The organism is Vibrio tasmaniensis, from assembly GCF_024347635.1.
Lineage (GTDB): Bacteria > Pseudomonadota > Gammaproteobacteria > Enterobacterales > Vibrionaceae > Vibrio > Vibrio tasmaniensis.
Genome location: NZ_AP025512.1, coordinates 102,958 through 121,996, shown reverse-complemented (window position 1 = coordinate 121,996; position 19,039 = coordinate 102,958). Strand labels below are relative to the sequence as shown.

Genomic DNA, 19,039 nt, shown 5'->3' with positions numbered 1-19,039 from the left:
GGTCGAATCTACGACAATAACCAGTAAATAATATACTCTTTTATTAGTAAAATGTGATTAAGAAGTTAAAATTAAGCATTTATGCGCTATTATTATGAGTCAAATTGTTGACAGTGTTTTATGTTAGAGGTTTATATGGATCGTACTTCCTTAGCTCCGGTTGGAGAGCGGTTAGCCGTAATAGATTTTAATGGGCAATTGAAGGTTCTTGCCGAGCATGAGCGACCACTGCAGGGTGATCTGATTGTTGCAGTTATCGAAAATGAACCACAAAAACTTCAAGTTAAAGTTGCGACAGAAGAAGACTCGCAAGATATCACTCAAGATGTTGCTCAAATTATTGATGCTCTTAGAGCCGGACAAGAGCCGACATTACTGAGTTTTGAGTTCGCCCCAGCTTCGGGTGAGAATGCCGGCTCCAGTTTTCAAGAAAGTGGGACCGTTGAGCGTACAGGAGCAGAAATACTTGCCAGTACTTGGTTTGAAACGATGGGGATCGCTGCTCTAGGCTTGTCTGAATATCAAAGTCTATCGCTTGCGGAGCTTCTTTTGAGCGCGGCAAATTCAGATGATGCATTGCCAGCTATCAGCCCTCGACCTCCGGTAGCTAAAGATGACAGCGTTTTGATCGATGAAGACGCTTCGGTTTCCATCGATGTTTTGGCTAACGACCAAGACGCAGATAGCGATTCGTTAAGGATTGAATCGGCAACTGTTCCGGCAGAGCAAGGCACAGTAGAGATTATTGATGGAAAGTTGACATTTACGCCAGCCAAAGGCTTTAACGGTGAAGCGACTATTACTTATGTGGTAACTGATGGAGCGCTAACTGATGAAGCTACGGTGATTGTCACAGTTAACCCAGCAAACGACGCACCGACCATTGACGTTACCGCGGTTGATAGCGTGACTGAAGATGCGGTATCGACAGATACAGTAGTGGCAACAGTGACCGTTGCCGATACAGATACGCCAGCAGATGAGCTTACTGTTCAGCTAGAAAACAACGATGACGGTTACTTCGTGCTCGATGGTGACCAAGTTAAGCTGACCGATAAAGGTGTCGAAGCGGTTAATAACGACCAGCTAGATTTGAATAGTCTGAGTGTCACAGCGTCGGTATCTGACGGTGTGAACCCGAAAGCGACAGACACGGATTCGTTGGACGTGGTTCGCGTAAACGACGCTCCAACCATCGACGTCACAGCCATCGATAGCGTGACTGAAGACGCGGTATCGACAGATACAGTAGTGGCAACAGTGACCGTTGCCGATACAGATACGCCAGCAGATGAGCTTACTGTTCAGCTAGAAAACAACGCTGGCGGTTACTTCGTGCTCGATGGTGACCAAGTTAAGCTGACCGATAAAGGTGTCGAAGCGGTTAATAGTGACCAGCTTGACTTAGACAGCCTAACGGTAAGTGCATCGGTATCGGACGGAGTTAGCCCGACAGCGACAGACACCGATTCTCTTGATGTCGTTCGTATAAATGACGCACCGACCATTGACGTTACCGCGGTTGATAGTGTGACTGAAGATGCGGTATCGACAGATACAGTAGTGGCAACAGTGACCGTTGCCGATACAGATACGCCAGCAGATGAGCTTACTGTTCAGCTAGAAAACAACGATGACGGTTACTTCGTGCTCGATGGTGACCAAGTTAAGCTGACCGATAAAGGTGTCGAAGCGGTTAATAATGACCAGCTTGACTTAGACAGCCTAACGGTAAGTGCATCGGTATCGGACGGAGTTAGCCCGACAGCGACAGACACCGATTCTCTTGATGTCGTTCGTATAAATGACGCACCGACCATCGATGTTACCGCGGTTGATAGCGTGACTGAAGACGCGGTATCTACCGACACAGTAGTGGCAACACTCGTTGTTGCTGATACAGATACGCCAGCAGATCAATTGACGGTTCAGCTCGAAAACAACGCTGACGGTTACTTCGTCCTAGACGCTGATCAAGTTAAGTTGACCGATAAAGGTGTCGAAGCGGTTAATAATGATCAGCTTGATTTGAATAACCTGACTGTCACAGCGTCGGTATCTGACGACGTGAACCCGAAAGCGACAGACACGGATTCGTTGGACGTGGTTCGCGTAAACGACGCACCAACCATTGACGTTACCGCGGTTGATAGCGTGACTGAAGATGCGGTATCTACCGACACAGTAGTGGCAACACTCGTTGTTGCTGATACAGATACGCCAGCAGATCAATTGACGGTTCAGCTAGAAAACAACACCGATGGTTACTTCGTCCTAGACGGTGATCAAGTTAAGTTGACCGATAAAGGTGTCGAAGCGGTTAATAACGACCAGCTAGATTTGAATAGCCTGAGTGTCACAGCGTCGGTATCTGACGGAGTGAACCCGAAAGCGACAGACACGGATTCTCTTGATGTCGTTCGTGTGAATGATGCACCGACCATTGATGTCACCGAGGTTGATAGCGTGACTGAAGATGCGGTATCTACCGACACAGTAGTGGCAACACTTGTTGTTGCTGATACAGATACACCAGCAGACGAGCTTACCGTTCAGCTAGAAAACAACACAGATGGTTACTTCGTCCTAGACGGTGATCAAGTTAAGTTGACCGACAAAGGTGTCGAAGCGGTTAATAATGACCAGCTTGACCTAACTACCTTATCTGTTAGTGCTTCGGTATCAGACGGTGTGAATCCGAAAGCGACAGACACCGATTCGTTGGATGTCGTTCGTGTAAATGACGCACCGACTATCGACGTTACCGCGGTTGATAGCGTGACTGAAGATGCAGTATCTACCGACACAGTAGTGGCAACACTCGTTGTTGCTGATACAGATACGCCAGCAGATCAATTGACGGTTCAGCTAGAAAACAACACCGATGGTTACTTCGTCCTAGACGGTGATCAAGTTAAGTTGACCGACAAAGGTGTCGAAGCGGTTAATAACGACCAGCTAGATTTGAATAGCCTGAGTGTCACAGCGTCGGTATCTGACGGAGTGAACCCGAAAGCGACAGACACGGATTCTCTTGATGTCGTTCGTGTGAATGATGCACCGACCATTGATGTCACAGCGGTTGATAGCGTGACTGAAGATGCGGTATCTACCGACACAGTAGTGGCAACACTTGTTGTTGCTGATACAGATACACCAGCAGACGAGCTTACCGTTCAGCTAGAAAACAACGCTGACGGTTACTTCGTCCTAGACGGTGATCAAGTGAAGTTGACCGACAAAGGTGTCGAAGCGGTTAATAATGACCAGATTGACCTAACTACCTTATCTGTTAGTGCTTCGGTATCAGACGGTGTGAATCCGAAAGCGACAGACACCGATTCGTTGGATGTCGTTCGTGTGAATGACGCACCGACTATCGACGTCACAGCGGTTGATAGCGTGACTGAAGATGCGGTGAGCACCGATACAGTAGTGGCAACACTCGTTGTTGCTGATACAGATACGCCAGCAGATGAGCTTACCGTTCAGCTAGAAAACAACACCGATGGTTACTTCGTCCTAGACGGTGATCAAGTTAAGTTGACCGACAAAGGTGTCGAAGCGGTTAATAACGACCAGCTTGACCTAACTACCTTGTCTGTCAGTGCATCGGTATCTGACGACGTGAACCCGAAAGCGACAGACACCGATTCTCTTGATGTGGTTCGCGTAAACGACGCACCAACCATCGACGTCACAGCGGTTGATAGCGTAACTGAAGATGCGGTGAGCACCGATACAGTAGTGGCAACACTCGTTGTTGCTGATACAGATACGCCAGCAGATCAATTGACGGTTCAGCTAGAAAACAACACCGATGGTTACTTCGTCCTAGACGGTGATCAAGTTAAGTTGACCGATAAAGGTGTCGAAGCGGTTAATAACGACCAGCTAGATTTGAATAGCCTGAGTGTCACAGCGTCGGTATCTGACGGAGTGAACCCGAAAGCGACAGACACGGATTCTCTTGATGTCGTTCGTGTGAATGATGCACCGACCATTGATGTCACAGCGGTTGATAGCGTGACTGAAGATGCGGTATCTACCGACACAGTAGTGGCAACACTTGTTGTTGCTGATACAGATACACCAGCAGACGAGCTTACCGTTCAGCTAGAAAACAACACAGATGGTTACTTCGTCCTAGACGGTGATCAAGTTAAGTTGACCGACAAAGGTGTCGAAGCGGTTAATAATGACCAGCTTGACCTAACTACCTTATCTGTTAGTGCTTCGGTATCAGACGGTGTGAATCCGAAAGCGACAGACACCGATTCGTTGGATGTCGTTCGTGTAAATGACGCACCGACTATCGACGTTACCGCGGTTGATAGCGTGACTGAAGACGCGGTGAGCACCGATACCGTAGTGGCAACACTCGTTGTTGCTGATACGGATACACCTGCGGATCAATTGACCGTTCAGCTCGAAAACAACGCTGACGGTTACTTCGTCCTAGACGGTGATCAAGTGAAGTTGACCGACAAAGGTGTCGAAGCGGTTAATAATGACCAGCTTGACCTAGACAGCCTAACGGTAACTGCTTCGGTATCTGACGGTGTGAACCCGAAAGTAACAGACACGGATTCGTTGGACGTGGTTCGCGTAAACGACGCACCGACTATCGACGTTACCGCGGTTGATAGCGTGACTGAAGATGCGGTATCTACCGGTACCGTAGTGGCAACACTCGTTGTTGCTGATACAGATACACCTGCGGATCAATTGACCGTTCAGCTAGAAAACAACGCTGATGGCTATTTCGTGCTCGATGGTGACCAAGTTAAGTTGACCGACAAAGGTGTCGAAGCGGTTAATAATGACCAGCTTGACCTAACTACCTTGTCTGTCACTGCATCGGTATCTGACGGCGTGAACCCGAAAGTAACAGACACCGATTCGTTGGATGTCGTTCGTGTGAATGACGCACCGACTATCGACGTCACAGCGGTTGATAGCGTGACTGAAGATGCGGTGAGCACCGATACAGTAGTGGCAACACTCGTTGTTGCTGATACAGATACGCCAGCAGATGAGCTTACCGTTCAGCTAGAAAACAACACCGATGGTTACTTCGTCCTAGACGGTGATCAAGTGAAGTTGACCGACAAAGGTGTCGAAGCGGTTAATAACGACCAGCTTGACCTAACTACCTTGTCTGTCAGTGCATCGGTATCTGACGACGTGAACCCGAAAGCGACAGACACCGATTCTCTTGATGTGGTTCGCGTAAACGACGCACCAACCATCGACGTCACAGCGGTTGATAGCGTAACTGAAGATGCGGTGAGCACCGATACAGTAGTGGCAACACTCGTTGTTGCTGATACAGATACGCCAGCAGATCAATTGACGGTTCAGCTAGAAAACAACACCGATGGTTACTTCGTCCTAGACGGTGATCAAGTTAAGTTGACCGATAAAGGTGTCGAAGCGGTTAATAACGACCAGCTAGATTTGAATAGCCTGAGTGTCACAGCGTCGGTATCTGACGGAGTGAACCCGAAAGCGACAGACACGGATTCTCTTGATGTCGTTCGTGTGAATGATGCACCGACCATTGATGTCACAGCGGTTGATAGCGTGACTGAAGATGCGGTATCTACCGACACAGTAGTGGCAACACTTGTTGTTGCTGATACAGATACACCAGCAGACGAGCTTACCGTTCAGCTAGAAAACAACACCGATGGTTACTTCGTCCTAGACGGTGATCAAGTTAAGTTGACCGACAAAGGTGTCGAAGCGGTTAATAACGACCAGCTTGACCTAACTACCTTGTCTGTCAGTGCATCGGTATCTGACGACGTGAACCCGAAAGCGACAGACACCGATTCTCTTGATGTGGTTCGCGTAAACGACGCACCAACCATCGACGTCACAGCGGTTGATAGCGTAACTGAAGATGCGGTGAGCACCGATACAGTAGTGGCAACACTCGTTGTTGCTGATACAGATACGCCAGCAGATCAATTGACGGTTCAGCTAGAAAACAACACCGATGGTTACTTCGTCCTAGACGGTGATCAAGTTAAGTTGACCGATAAAGGTGTCGAAGCGGTTAATAACGACCAGCTAGATTTGAATAGCCTGAGTGTCACAGCGTCGGTATCTGACGGAGTGAACCCGAAAGCGACAGACACGGATTCTCTTGATGTCGTTCGTGTGAATGATGCACCGACCATTGATGTCACAGCGGTTGATAGCGTGACTGAAGATGCGGTATCTACCGACACAGTAGTGGCAACACTTGTTGTTGCTGATACAGATACACCAGCAGACGAGCTTACCGTTCAGCTAGAAAACAACACAGATGGTTACTTCGTCCTAGACGGTGATCAAGTTAAGTTGACCGACAAAGGTGTCGAAGCGGTTAATAACGACCAGCTTGACCTAACTACCTTGTCTGTCAGTGCATCGGTATCTGACGACGTGAACCCGAAAGCGACAGACACCGATTCTCTTGATGTGGTTCGCGTAAACGACGCACCAACCATCGACGTCACAGCGGTTGATAGCGTAACTGAAGATGCGGTGAGCACCGATACAGTAGTGGCAACACTCGTTGTTGCTGATACAGATACGCCAGCAGATCAATTGACGGTTCAGCTAGAAAACAACACCGATGGTTACTTCGTCCTAGACGGTGATCAAGTTAAGTTGACCGATAAAGGTGTCGAAGCGGTTAATAACGACCAGCTAGATTTGAATAGCCTGAGTGTCACAGCGTCGGTATCTGACGGAGTGAACCCGAAAGCGACAGACACGGATTCTCTTGATGTCGTTCGTGTGAATGATGCACCGACCATTGATGTCACAGCGGTTGATAGCGTGACTGAAGATGCGGTATCTACCGACACAGTAGTGGCAACACTTGTTGTTGCTGATACAGATACACCAGCAGACGAGCTTACCGTTCAGCTAGAAAACAACACAGATGGTTACTTCGTCCTAGACGGTGATCAAGTTAAGTTGACCGACAAAGGTGTCGAAGCGGTTAATAATGACCAGCTTGACCTAACTACCTTATCTGTTAGTGCTTCGGTATCAGACGGTGTGAATCCGAAAGCGACAGACACCGATTCGTTGGATGTCGTTCGTGTAAATGACGCACCGACTATCGACGTTACCGCGGTTGATAGCGTGACTGAAGACGCGGTGAGCACCGATACCGTAGTGGCAACACTCGTTGTTGCTGATACGGATACACCTGCGGATCAATTGACCGTTCAGCTCGAAAACAACGCTGACGGTTACTTCGTCCTAGACGGTGATCAAGTGAAGTTGACCGACAAAGGTGTCGAAGCGGTTAATAATGACCAGCTTGACCTAGACAGCCTAACGGTAACTGCTTCGGTATCTGACGGTGTGAACCCGAAAGTAACAGACACGGATTCGTTGGACGTGGTTCGCGTAAACGACGCACCGACTATCGACGTTACCGCGGTTGATAGCGTGACTGAAGATGCGGTATCTACCGGTACCGTAGTGGCAACACTCGTTGTTGCTGATACAGATACACCTGCGGATCAATTGACCGTTCAGCTAGAAAACAACGCTGATGGCTATTTCGTGCTCGATGGTGACCAAGTTAAGTTGACCGACAAAGGTGTCGAAGCGGTTAATAATGACCAGCTTGACCTAACTACCTTGTCTGTCACTGCATCGGTATCTGACGGCGTGAACCCGAAAGTAACAGACACCGATTCGTTGGATGTCGTTCGTGTGAATGACGCACCGACTATCGACGTCACAGCGGTTGATAGCGTGACTGAAGATGCGGTGAGCACCGATACAGTAGTGGCAACACTCGTTGTTGCTGATACAGATACGCCAGCAGATGAGCTTACCGTTCAGCTAGAAAACAACACCGATGGTTACTTCGTCCTAGACGGTGATCAAGTTAAGTTGACCGACAAAGGTGTCGAAGCGGTTAATAACGACCAGCTTGACCTAACTACCTTGTCTGTCAGTGCATCGGTATCTGACGACGTGAACCCGAAAGCGACAGACACCGATTCTCTTGATGTGGTTCGCGTAAACGACGCACCAACCATCGACGTCACAGCGGTTGATAGCGTAACTGAAGATGCGGTGAGCACCGATACAGTAGTGGCAACACTCGTTGTTGCTGATACAGATACGCCAGCAGATCAATTGACGGTTCAGCTAGAAAACAACACCGATGGTTACTTCGTCCTAGACGGTGATCAAGTTAAGTTGACCGATAAAGGTGTCGAAGCGGTTAATAACGACCAGCTAGATTTGAATAGCCTGAGTGTCACAGCGTCGGTATCTGACGGAGTGAACCCGAAAGCGACAGACACGGATTCTCTTGATGTCGTTCGTGTGAATGATGCACCGACCATTGATGTCACAGCGGTTGATAGCGTGACTGAAGATGCGGTATCTACCGACACAGTAGTGGCAACACTTGTTGTTGCTGATACAGATACACCAGCAGACGAGCTTACCGTTCAGCTAGAAAACAACACCGATGGTTACTTCGTCCTAGACGGTGATCAAGTTAAGTTGACCGACAAAGGTGTCGAAGCGGTTAATAACGACCAGCTTGACCTAACTACCTTGTCTGTCAGTGCATCGGTATCTGACGACGTGAATCCGAAAGCGACAGACACCGATTCTCTTGATGTGGTTCGCGTAAACGACGCACCAACCATCGACGTCACAGCGGTTGATAGCGTGACTGAAGATGCGGTGAGCACCGATACAGTAGTGGCAACACTCGTTGTTGCTGATACAGATACGCCAGCAGATCAATTGGCGGTTCAGCTAGAAAACAACACCGATGGTTACTTCGTCCTAGACGGTGATCAAGTTAAGTTGACCGATAAAGGTGTCGAAGCGGTTAATAACGACCAGCTAGATTTGAATAGCCTGAGTGTCACAGCGTCGGTATCTGACGGAGTGAACCCGAAAGCGACAGACACGGATTCTCTTGATGTCGTTCGTGTGAATGATGCACCGACCATTGATGTCACAGCGGTTGATAGCGTGACTGAAGATGCGGTATCTACCGACACAGTAGTGGCAACACTTGTTGTTGCTGATACAGATACACCAGCAGACGAGCTTACCGTTCAGCTAGAAAACAACACAGATGGTTACTTCGTCCTAGACGGTGATCAAGTTAAGTTGACCGACAAAGGTGTCGAAGCGGTTAATAACGACCAGCTTGACCTAACTACCTTGTCTGTCAGTGCATCGGTATCTGACGACGTGAACCCGAAAGCGACAGACACCGATTCTCTTGATGTGGTTCGCGTAAACGACGCACCAACCATCGACGTCACAGCGGTTGATAGCGTAACTGAAGATGCGGTGAGCACCGATACAGTAGTGGCAACACTCGTTGTTGCTGATACAGATACGCCAGCAGATCAATTGACGGTTCAGCTAGAAAACAACACCGATGGTTACTTCGTCCTAGACGGTGATCAAGTTAAGTTGACCGATAAAGGTGTCGAAGCGGTTAATAACGACCAGCTAGATTTGAATAGCCTGAGTGTCACAGCGTCGGTATCTGACGGAGTGAACCCGAAAGCGACAGACACGGATTCTCTTGATGTCGTTCGTGTGAATGATGCACCGACCATTGATGTCACAGCGGTTGATAGCGTGACTGAAGATGCGGTATCTACCGACACAGTAGTGGCAACACTTGTTGTTGCTGATACAGATACACCAGCAGACGAGCTTACCGTTCAGCTAGAAAACAACACAGATGGTTACTTCGTCCTAGACGGTGATCAAGTTAAGTTGACCGACAAAGGTGTCGAAGCGGTTAATAATGACCAGCTTGACCTAACTACCTTATCTGTTAGTGCTTCGGTATCAGACGGTGTGAATCCGAAAGCGACAGACACCGATTCGTTGGATGTCGTTCGTGTAAATGACGCACCGACTATCGACGTTACCGCGGTTGATAGCGTGACTGAAGACGCGGTGAGCACCGATACCGTAGTGGCAACACTCGTTGTTGCTGATACGGATACACCTGCGGATCAATTGACCGTTCAGCTCGAAAACAACGCTGACGGTTACTTCGTCCTAGACGGTGATCAAGTGAAGTTGACCGACAAAGGTGTCGAAGCGGTTAATAATGACCAGCTTGACCTAGACAGCCTAACGGTAACTGCTTCGGTATCTGACGGTGTGAACCCGAAAGTAACAGACACGGATTCGTTGGACGTGGTTCGCGTAAACGACGCACCGACTATCGACGTTACCGCGGTTGATAGCGTGACTGAAGATGCGGTATCTACCGGTACCGTAGTGGCAACACTCGTTGTTGCTGATACAGATACACCTGCGGATCAATTGACCGTTCAGCTAGAAAACAACGCTGATGGCTATTTCGTGCTCGATGGTGACCAAGTTAAGTTGACCGACAAAGGTGTCGAAGCGGTTAATAATGACCAGCTTGACCTAACTACCTTGTCTGTCACTGCATCGGTATCTGACGGCGTGAACCCGAAAGTAACAGACACCGATTCGTTGGATGTCGTTCGTGTGAATGACGCACCGACTATCGACGTCACAGCGGTTGATAGCGTGACTGAAGATGCGGTGAGCACCGATACAGTAGTGGCAACACTCGTTGTTGCTGATACAGATACGCCAGCAGATGAGCTTACCGTTCAGCTAGAAAACAACACCGATGGTTACTTCGTCCTAGACGGTGATCAAGTGAAGTTGACCGACAAAGGTGTCGAAGCGGTTAATAACGACCAGCTTGACCTAACTACCTTGTCTGTCAGTGCATCGGTATCTGACGACGTGAACCCGAAAGCGACAGACACCGATTCTCTTGATGTGGTTCGCGTAAACGACGCACCAACCATCGACGTCACAGCGGTTGATAGCGTAACTGAAGATGCGGTGAGCACCGATACAGTAGTGGCAACACTCGTTGTTGCTGATACAGATACGCCAGCAGATCAATTGACGGTTCAGCTAGAAAACAACACCGATGGTTACTTCGTCCTAGACGGTGATCAAGTTAAGTTGACCGATAAAGGTGTCGAAGCGGTTAATAACGACCAGCTAGATTTGAATAGCCTGAGTGTCACAGCGTCGGTATCTGACGGAGTGAACCCGAAAGCGACAGACACGGATTCTCTTGATGTCGTTCGTGTGAATGATGCACCGACCATTGATGTCACAGCGGTTGATAGCGTGACTGAAGATGCGGTATCTACCGACACAGTAGTGGCAACACTTGTTGTTGCTGATACAGATACACCAGCAGACGAGCTTACCGTTCAGCTAGAAAACAACACCGATGGTTACTTCGTCCTAGACGGTGATCAAGTTAAGTTGACCGACAAAGGTGTCGAAGCGGTTAATAACGACCAGCTTGACCTAACTACCTTGTCTGTCAGTGCATCGGTATCTGACGACGTGAACCCGAAAGCGACAGACACCGATTCTCTTGATGTGGTTCGCGTAAACGACGCACCAACCATCGACGTCACAGCGGTTGATAGCGTAACTGAAGATGCGGTGAGCACCGATACAGTAGTGGCAACACTCGTTGTTGCTGATACAGATACGCCAGCAGATCAATTGACGGTTCAGCTAGAAAACAACACCGATGGTTACTTCGTCCTAGACGGTGATCAAGTTAAGTTGACCGATAAAGGTGTCGAAGCGGTTAATAACGACCAGCTAGATTTGAATAGCCTGAGTGTCACAGCGTCGGTATCTGACGGAGTGAACCCGAAAGCGACAGACACGGATTCTCTTGATGTCGTTCGTGTGAATGATGCACCGACCATTGATGTCACAGCGGTTGATAGCGTGACTGAAGATGCGGTATCTACCGACACAGTAGTGGCAACACTTGTTGTTGCTGATACAGATACACCAGCAGACGAGCTTACCGTTCAGCTAGAAAACAACACAGATGGTTACTTCGTCCTAGACGGTGATCAAGTTAAGTTGACCGACAAAGGTGTCGAAGCGGTTAATAATGACCAGCTTGACCTAACTACCTTATCTGTTAGTGCTTCGGTATCAGACGGTGTGAATCCGAAAGCGACAGACACCGATTCGTTGGATGTCGTTCGTGTAAATGACGCACCGACTATCGACGTTACCGCGGTTGATAGCGTGACTGAAGATGCAGTATCTACCGACACAGTAGTGGCAACACTCGTTGTTGCTGATACAGATACGCCAGCAGATCAATTGACGGTTCAGCTAGAAAACAACACCGATGGTTACTTCGTCCTAGACGGTGATCAAGTTAAGTTGACCGACAAAGGTGTCGAAGCGGTTAATAATGACCAGCTTGACCTAACTACCTTATCTGTTAGTGCTTCGGTATCAGACGGTGTGAATCCGAAAGCGACAGACACCGATTCGTTGGACGTGGTTCGTGGTTACAAATACGTTATTGGTACACATGGTGATAACGACATTACCGGTACAGCTGATGACGACATTATTGTTGGTGATGTCCAAGGTCTGCAGATTGTTGAGGGCGAGGATTACAACATTGCTTTTGTTCTAGATACTTCAGGCAGTATGGGGTATGACGTAGGTAAAGCAGAGGCTGAGTTCAAAAAGGTTCTTGACAGCCTTATCAATAGTGCTGGCAGTTCTTCTTCAGGCAAAGTAAATGTATTGTTAACGACGTTTGCAGCGGATGATAAGCTGTTGTTGGAAGTTGATTTGAGCGACCCAGAAGCTTCAACGAAAATCACAACTGCATTCGAAAACAATAGAGATGATGGTAGCGGTGGAACAAACTATGAAGCTGCATTTGATTCAGTGCTAGATTGGTTTGCAGGTAAAGATAGTGATGCAAATAACGTCACATACTTTATCTCTGATGGTACGCCGAACCAAGCTGACCACAATAGCGCTTATGATTTGGCTTCGATGACTAATGTGGTGATTGGTGCTGAAAATGGCAAAATTATTACTTTGGGAGACGTGTTACCAAGCGATTATCAACGTGGTGATGTTGTGACTTACAACAACCAAACGGTTATTGCGAGCAACACAGAGGTTTATTCTTTGTCGACTGGCGAACGCCTTGGCTACATGTACAGCAACACGGGTTACTATGACTACAGCAATAGTGTTACCGCTCAAGCTGATAATATGTACAAAGCATTGGAAGAGTTCAGTGAAGTGCATGCGATTGGTCTTGGTAACAACTTGGACGCAAGCACTCTCGAAAACTACGACTCAGACAATACAGTGCGAACCAACATTGATGTTTCACAGTTGGCTGAAGTTATCCTTGGTAAGGAAGTCGCTCTGCTTCAAGGTAGAGATGACATCGATAGTCAAGCTGGTGACGATATTATCTTCGGTGATGCAATTCGATTTGGTTCTAGTGATGAACAAGGTGTATCTGCATTACAAGAGTATGTTGCTGGTCAATTAGGTAAAGATGTTGGTCTTGTTACCGAGAAAGATGTTCATAACTACATTACTGACAACCAAGCTGAATTTGAGCAATCTCGTTCAAGCGACCGAGCGGATAACCTGTCTGGAGGTGAAGGCAACGATATCCTATTCGGGCAAGGTGGCTCAGATACGCTGGACGGCGGTATAGGTGATGACATCCTGATCGGTGGTTTGGGTAACGATATCCTTACCGGTGGTGATGGTGCAGACATCTTCAAGTGGGTGGATGTTGCAAATGAGACTGATACAGTAAAAGACTTCAATGCAAACGAAGACTCTCTTGATTTCTCTGACTTGTTCGAGGATCTATCTAAGGACGAACTTGGTTCGTTACTGGATGATCTGAAGTCGGGCGATCACACTGGCGATGTTGGTAATTACCATGTGGAAGTTACGCAAGATGGAGCAACAGACTCTAACTTGAGTATCTCTAAAGGTGGAACGACATTAGATATCCATTTTGATGGAGCAAGTGTTGATGACGTCACTTCACACCTGATTGCAAGTCTGGATTCTCAATTTAAAGATATCTAATCTAACCAATTGGGTAGACACTGCGGGTTTTGCTACGCGCGTTGTTATATTGCCAGCTAACTTGATGGTTAGGAACTTCAATCCTAACCATTAAGCAAGTTTAGGAGGTAGCGAAGCGTTTTGGATGTAATTGCCCTAAAGATAAATTGAACCAATGATGATTTAATCCGCTAATCACGGTCGTTTTTGCACCTAATTTATTGATTTTAGATAGACCTATCCTACGCAGGTACGCCAAGCCGTCGCGATTCGCGCATGTTCATCCGGCGACTATCCAACCGCTCATGATTTTTTGAGCCCGCTGTAAAACATGTAAACACCACTCTGCATCCGCGCAACACACACTTATACGGGGCGTTACCTGCAAAGCCTTTGTATTGCTTCGCATACGTGAGTAGCTCTGGCTGCTTTGGTGCTTTCTCTCCCAAAGCTAAATACACCAGAGGCAGTAGGACTGTAGTGGCATAGTTAATTTGGCCACCTGATTAAGAGGTGATGTATGATCATCTCGATACTAAAACAGGTGACATTATGACTAAGCGTGAAAGACGCACTTTTAACCCAGAATTTAAACTTGAATGCGCTCAGCTAGTGCTTGACCAGGGACGTTCCTATAAAGAAACCTGCGAAGCAATGGGGATTGGAAAAACTACGTTAGAAAGCTGGGTAAGGCAACTCAAAGCTGAAAGAGCTGGTAAGACACCAAATTCATCACCACTCACTCCAGAGCAAAGAGAAATTCGTGACCTTAAAAAGAAAATCAAACGCATTGAAGAAGAAAAGGAAATTCTAAAAAAGGCTACGGCTCTCTTGATGTCAGACTCCCTGAACGGTTCTCGATGATCGAGAAACTCAAGAAGAGTTATGCTGTGAAACGGCTTTGCGAAGTGTTCGGGGTTCATCGCAGTAGTTATCGTTATTGGGCAAATAGAGATAAATCTCTGTCGTCAGAGCATGTGCTTGTTCGTGCCGAAGTTCGCCGATCTTATGAGCTGAGCAATGGTTCCGCTGGAGCGAGAACCATTGCTGACATAGTCACAGCAAGAGGTATTCGACTTAGCCGTTACCGAGCAAGTAAGTTCATGAAAGAACTAGACTTAGTCAGTTGCCAGCTAGCAAAACATACGTACAAAAAAACACAGCAGGAACATGTTCATATACCTAACCGGTTAAATCGTCAGTTCGCGGTGACTGAGCCGAATCAAGTCTGGTGTGGCGATGTGACTTATATCTGGACGGGGGAGAGATGGTCTTATCTAGCCGTTGTTATTGACTTGTTCGCACGAAAAGTCATCGGTTGGGCAATGTCTAACTCACCAGATAGTGTATTGACTGGCAAGGCGCTGACCATGGCCAATGAGAGCCGCGGAAGGCCGTCTGGTGTAATGTTCCACTCGGATCAAGGTTGCCACTATACGAGTAAAAAATATCGTCAGTTGCTATGGAGATATCGAATCACTCAAAGTATGAGTCGTCGAGGGAACTGTTGGGATAATAGTCCTATGGAGCGAGTGTTCAGAAGTTTAAAAACGGAATGGGTACCAAAGAATGGCTATAGAAGTTTTACAGAGGCACAGAAAGCAATAACGGATTATTTGGTTGGTTATTACAACCAGCATCGTCCACATCAATACAATGGTGGATTAACACCAAATGAGTCGGAACGACAGTTTTGGTTCCCTTATAAAACTGTGGCCAGTTTTACTTGACCACTACAGACCCTCGTTTTCTGTTGGATAGAAAACCGTAATAAAGCACCATTTTAAAATGGTGCTGTGGGATATGACCCACGTACCGTAATATCATTTCTTCTTGCGTTAGCGTTTTTGTTTTGTGCTTGCCGTCTCGATGGTCGAGATATTTAAACACAACGGTGCCGCCACTGTAGTGGCGTAACCTCGATGCCGATATAGGCGGGCGCTTCAGGTGAGCTATTGTCAAATGTGGTGTATGTAGATCATGCAGTAGCCTGTTGATGAGTCTCCATTTCTTTCACTCCATTGATGAAGCGAACATCTTTCACAACATCCGCTAGGAGTGCAAAACCTCGTAGACGACGCCACTTCGTCTCTGCACTACGCATTTACTTGTAGGCCATCATCAACGTAGTCTTTCTGTTTCCACAGTCCTTTGTCTTGTTCGTGCGTAAACGTGCTGTGGCGAACATCGATTCTATTGGGTTGGTTGTCCTGATATGAACCCAGTGCTCTGCTGGGTAATCGTAGAACGCCAGCATTTCAGCTTTATCTTTCACCAAACAGTCGGTTGCCTTTGGATACTTGGCTTCAAAGCGCTTCTGGAAGGTAGAGAAGGCGTGATAAGCATCATCTCTCGTTTCTGCCATCCAGATATCTTGCAGTGCTTCCTTCATTCGTGGTTGTACGCTTTTGGGCACCTTGTTAAGCACATTCGCTGTCTTATGTACCCAGCACCGTTGTTGGGCAGTTTGAGGTCAGCACTTCGCAACCGCTTTCCAGAAGCCAAGCGCGCCATCTCCGATGGCGAGCTTCGGTGCTAACTGTAATCCCTGCGCTCGTAGCTGCTCAATGAGTTCCGTCCAACTTGCTTCTGACTCTCGATGACCATCCAGAACGCCAAGGACTTCTTTGCGTCCAGTGTCATCAACACCAATGATGACGAGTAAGCAGAGCTTATCGTCCATCCTAACGTGACAGTAAACACCGTCAGCCCAAACGTAAACATAGCGATGCCTACCGAGGTCACGCTTACGCCACTGTTCGTACTCAGCATACCAGCGCTCTTTGAGGCGACAGATGCTGTTGGCTGACAGGCCTTTCGCATCCTTACCAAGCAGAGACTCCAGGGCAGGCAGCATATTGCCCGTAGATATCCCCTTGAGATAGAGTAACGGGAGCAGTGTTGCAACACTCTTTGTTCGCTTGAGATACGGTGGTATCAAGTTGCTATTAAATTTGACGCCATTCCCTGAGCGATCTCTTACCTTAGGAATTTGCACTTCGACATCACCGACACCTGTTTGCAAGGTTCGCTTAGGTAAGAAACCGTTGCGCACGATGGCTTGCTTGCCGTCAACCATTACACTCTGATGTTGGGCTAGTAGCTGTTGAAGCTCAGCTTCAACAGCCCGTGCAATCAAATCTCTAGCCCCCTGGCGTATCAGTTCAGTAAGTGGGTCTTGTGGTGTATTCAGTGAAACAACAGTATTATCAGTCATGCGGAGTGCCTATCTGTTAATCGTTCTGGGGAGAACAGCATCAACAGATTACACCACAACTTCCTTTCTCTTCCATACACCAGAAATCAGCATAGCTCTCTGGTTGTCAAGAAAGTATCTTTCCCGAGGTTTTAATTGACTGATGTACCACGGCAGACTTTTTTGAACCCAGGGGGTATTGTTTAGCTGGGTTTAAATTAGAGTGCTGGTTTCAGCCTTGCTGGTGATGGTCGGTCTATGTTGGCGCAGTTTCCAGTTGCAACCGATGCTCGATATTGGGTTCGACTTGGGCGTTACCCTTCGGGCAGGGCTTTTCGCTAGAATCTTTCATCTATGGGCTAAGATCTTCATCTCCCTGAAAAGTCACAAGTGCCTTCCCAGGGCGTGAAGCTCTAAAGCCCCTATCTGCAAGGATATCGCTTCAATCCTGAACGCCTCCGCTACTGCGTAGCTGCGCCTCGTCGTGCCTCCTCGTTGCCTTTCACTGCCTGACATTAAGTTCGAGTAAGGGTTGGTTTTTTATGCGCCGATTTTCCTTTCTACTCGCATCACATTACGGGCTCGCAAGCTGTTTAACCTTCTCTCAACACAACCTGCCTGCAAGGGAGGCTTCGCGCTGTATCCCTAAAGCAGCAAGCTGCTAAGGGCTACTAGCCCCTTGTCAAGCCAGAACGATGTTGTGAGTGCGGACAGCTAAGCGGCTCCGGAAAGTGATACTCAAACAAAAAGGAAACTCGATATGGCGCAACAAAACTCAACCCTAACTCTCTCTAAATGCCAAACAGCGACCAACGTCTCGCCGTTGGAGCGCGAAAGCCCTCCTAAAAATGATTTATCTTTGGTTCAGCGCAAGCGTCAACGTGATCTGAAAATTTTAGACCGATTAAGAGAAATTCATGGATTGAAGAGAAAGCCTGTTCGCCATATTAGATGTAACCCTTTGAATTATGTTTGTACCGCTACTGCATGTATCGACCTTAATCGTATTTAATCAAACCATTCCATAGAGGCATAACAATGAAATATCTATCAGATTACACAAGTGAAAAACAAACCCGAGCCTTTGACGAGTTCGGCGCATTCTTTGCCTTTTCTAATGAGCAGTTTGCAGCAGCAAAAAAAGAGGGGGTCAAATACGTTTCCCTTGGTTTTGGCATGATCGTGCCAGAGAGTAATGCGAGTGCTTTAGTCGAAAAGCTAGACGAGATCCAAAAGGATACGATTGCGCAAGATATTGCCGAAAATGGCATCAAAGCCATCATCCGCCGTGAGCTATTCAATCACGAGTGTTTTTACACCAATGATATTTGTGACTGCGTTGAAAAGCTTGAAGGCTACAACGTTTCATACGATGAAGTTTACGAGGTGTTTAACCACATCCGTAAAACCGAAGATGTGTATTAAGCACATATAAAAACGCCTAGATATTTGCACCAACAAATATCTAGGCAGTGTCCATAACTTAAATATGTGGAATCTAAACATGAACGAGTTAAATACTATCCCAAGCGAAGAACAATTGAAAGCACAAACTTACGTTTGTACAGCCGAGCCATTTGAATTAGGCAAGGTGGTTATCACCCAAGGCATTGACGCTTTATTGCGTGAAAATATCGGCGCAAGTCTGCATATCTGTTTAATGCGTCACCAAAATGGTGATTGGGGAAATATGCCAATTGAAGATAAGATTTCAAATGACGAAGCCACAAAAACAGGTGAGCGAATTATGTCAGGCTATCGGTTGTGTGATAAACAGATTTGGATCATTACCGAATGGGATCGCAGCGTGACAACGGTATTATTACCGCATGAGTATTAATTACCAATCCAACTAAAATCAAATCCAGTCAATGACTGGAT

At 47.3% G+C, this 19,039-nt stretch carries 5 protein-coding genes and 3 pseudogenes; 5 read left to right on the top strand and 3 right to left on the bottom strand.

What is annotated here, in order from left to right; all coding sequences use genetic code 11:
* The first annotated feature begins 135 nt into the window (after positions 1-135).
* Complete coding sequence (locus OCV44_RS21445; RefSeq protein ID WP_261900944.1) at positions 136-13,983, top strand: Ig-like domain-containing protein; 13,848 nt, start codon at positions 136-138, stop codon at positions 13,981-13,983.
* 221 nt (positions 13,984-14,204) lie between these two features.
* Here OCV44_RS21445 and OCV44_RS21440 read toward each other — a convergent pair.
* Positions 14,205-14,435, bottom strand: a pseudogene (locus OCV44_RS21440) (IS91-like element ISVa3 family transposase); the annotation flags it as partial.
* Between the two features lie 79 nt (positions 14,436-14,514).
* On the opposite strand from OCV44_RS21440, the gene OCV44_RS21435 reads away from it, so the two are divergent.
* Positions 14,515-15,692 (top strand): IS3 family transposase gene (locus tag OCV44_RS21435; RefSeq protein WP_249631935.1). Its coding sequence is split into 2 segments (ribosomal slippage): positions 14,515-14,773 and positions 14,773-15,692, totalling 1,179 coding nucleotides; the frame shifts between segments, so codons are not numbered across the junction.
* 1 nt (position 15,693) lies between these two features.
* Here OCV44_RS21435 and OCV44_RS21430 read toward each other — a convergent pair.
* A pseudogene (locus tag OCV44_RS21430) lies at positions 15,694-15,912 on the bottom strand (transposase); the annotation flags it as partial.
* 28 nt (positions 15,913-15,940) lie between these two features.
* Positions 15,941-17,179 (bottom strand): annotated as a pseudogene (locus OCV44_RS21425) (IS256 family transposase).
* A gap of 739 nt (positions 17,180-17,918) precedes the next feature.
* Here OCV44_RS21425 and OCV44_RS21420 point away from each other — a divergent pair.
* The 3 genes from OCV44_RS21420 to OCV44_RS21410 all read left to right on the top strand — a co-directional run bounded on the left by OCV44_RS21420 (position 17,919) and on the right by OCV44_RS21410 (position 18,998).
* A complete protein-coding gene (locus tag OCV44_RS21420; protein WP_139686210.1) occupies positions 17,919-18,170 on the top strand; it encodes a hypothetical protein in 252 nt (83 codons plus the stop codon).
* A gap of 26 nt (positions 18,171-18,196) precedes the next feature.
* The gene (locus OCV44_RS21415; RefSeq protein ID WP_139686209.1) at positions 18,197-18,583 is read left to right on the top strand and encodes a DUF7659 family protein; all 387 of its coding nucleotides are present in this window, start codon (positions 18,197-18,199) and stop codon (positions 18,581-18,583) included.
* Between the two features lie 79 nt (positions 18,584-18,662).
* On the top strand, positions 18,663-18,998 hold the full coding sequence (locus OCV44_RS21410) for a type I restriction endonuclease subunit M (protein ID WP_139686208.1): 336 nt from the start codon (positions 18,663-18,665) through the stop codon (positions 18,996-18,998).
* Positions 18,999-19,039: the final 41 nt, after the last annotated feature.

Coding starts and splice junctions, on each gene's coding strand:
- OCV44_RS21415 (WP_139686209.1), top strand. CDS start 18,197: ATGAAATATCTATCAGATTACACAAGTGAAAAACAAACCCGAGCCTTT.
- OCV44_RS21410 (WP_139686208.1), top strand. CDS start 18,663: ATGAACGAGTTAAATACTATCCCAAGCGAAGAACAATTGAAAGCACAA.
- OCV44_RS21420 (WP_139686210.1), top strand. CDS start 17,919: ATGGCGCAACAAAACTCAACCCTAACTCTCTCTAAATGCCAAACAGCG.
- OCV44_RS21445 (WP_261900944.1), top strand. CDS start 136: ATGGATCGTACTTCCTTAGCTCCGGTTGGAGAGCGGTTAGCCGTAATA.